The organism is Pirellulales bacterium (assembly GCA_036490175.1).
Taxonomy (GTDB): Bacteria; Planctomycetota; Planctomycetia; order Pirellulales; family JACPPG01; genus JACPPG01.
Genome location: DASXEJ010000187.1, coordinates 1 through 1,753 on the forward strand (window position 1 = coordinate 1; position 1,753 = coordinate 1,753).

Here is a 1,753-nt window from a genome sequence, read left to right on the forward strand (position 1 = left end):
CGGCGATGTGGCTGCGACTGGTTTCGAACGATGGGGCCTGCGGCATGCGGTTGCCAACTCCTGGAGTTAGAGCCTATCCGAGAACCGCCGGGGACTGTCCCAATTTTGCGCAGTCCGCGGAGCAAAATGGGGCAGTCCCAATCCTGTTCGGCACGGCATTTGCGCCCTCGGCTTCCCGCGTAATTGGCATGGTTTTTGCGCCTTGGCCGATGACCTGAATTGATTCGGTCATTTTGGCAGGAGGTGGCCATGGCGGGCAAGCGGTCCCCGAAGCTCACCGAGCGGCAAATCACCGGGCTGAAGTATTTCGACAAGCTCGCTCCCCTGCTGAAGCGTTTGCACGACGATGCCTGCGCACGCGATCGGGCTGGCAACCGCAAGCTGCATTACGACCAGTATTGCCTGCTGATGTTGCTCTATTTCTTCAATCCGGTAATCACCTCGTTGCGTGGACTGCAGCAGGCCGGTGAACTGGCCAATGTGCAAAAGAAACTCGGCTGCGCGCGGGCCGCCCTGGGCTCGCTCTCCGAGGCCGCCAGCGTGTTTGATCCCGACCGGCTGAAAGAGATCGTTGCCGAATTAGGCGCGGAGTTGCAGCCGTTCGGCCGCGATCCGCGATTACGCGACGTTCCAGGCGTCTTGACGGCCGTCGATGGCACTTTGCTCTCGGTGCTGCCGAAGTTGGCGCAGGCCTCTTTTCTGAAGCAAACGACCGGCAGCGGCATGATCAAATGGCGGCTGCACACGCACTTCGAGGTGGATCGCTATGTGCCCACGCGGATCGATGTGACGCCCGAAAGAGGCGGCCCGCACGACGAGCGCGGGGTACTGGAACGCACGGTTGAAGCCGATCACACCTACGTGATGGACCGCGGCTATGCCAAGTTTGCCTTGTTCAACAAGATCGTGGCGGCCAAGAGCAGCTACGTGTGCCGCTTGCGCGACAACAGCGCCTATGAAATCTTGGAGCAGCGACCGCTCACGGACGCCGATCGTGCCGCGAACGTGCTTGGCGACCAGATCGTGGCCATCGGTCAGCACGGCAAGGCAGACGCCCGGCCCGATCATCCAATCCGCCTGCTTACCATTCGCATCAGTCCCCACACCAGCCGTGGCAAGTACCGAGGGGGCTCGACCGGACCCGGCAGCGACGGCATCCTGCGGATCGCGACCAACCTACTCGACGTGCCGGCCGAGGTCGTCGCGCTGGTCTATATCGAACGCTGGACCATTGAGATCTTCTTTCGCTTCTTCAAGCACATCCTGGGCTGCCGGCACTTGCTCAGCCACAGCCCACAGGGCATCGAGATTCAAACCTACTGCGCGATCATCGCCTGCATGTTGATCAGTTTGTGGACGGGGCGCAAGCCCACGCTGCGAACGTATGAGATGATCTGCTACTACTTCACGGGGCTGGCCAGTGAAGACGAACTGTTGGCTCATTTGGCCAAGCTCAACGCCCACGACGCCGCCGTGCAAAAAACCTGAGTCGGCTGGCCTCGGACGCGGATCGTTCTGCGTCGCGAGTCGCTTCACGCTGCGCCAAAGCCGCCGCCATTGGGTTGGCGGTGCGCGGCAGTGATCCTCTCGTTTGCCGCTGCCGCAAGCAATCGGCGTTCGAGGTCCCATCCAGCCACTTGCCACAGCACTCAATTAACTGCTCAAATGCCGTGCCGAACAGGATTGGGACTGTCCCCTTCTCCGAGGCGGGGGAGAAATCGACTGTGGCGCTGACCGTGACCATCTTATGGGC

Annotated in this window: 1 protein-coding gene; it reads left to right on the plus strand. The window is 61.3% G+C overall.

Annotated elements, in window-relative coordinates; genetic code table 11:
- Nucleotides 1-249: 249 nt before the first annotated feature.
- Nucleotides 250-1,488 (plus strand): IS4 family transposase, encoded by a 1,239-nt coding sequence (locus VGG64_13735; GenBank protein ID HEY1600664.1) that lies wholly within the window; start codon nucleotides 250-252, stop codon nucleotides 1,486-1,488.
- The last annotated feature ends 265 nt before the right edge of the window (nucleotides 1,489-1,753 follow it).

Coding starts and splice junctions, on each gene's coding strand:
- VGG64_13735 (HEY1600664.1), top strand. CDS start 250: ATGGCGGGCAAGCGGTCCCCGAAGCTCACCGAGCGGCAAATCACCGGG.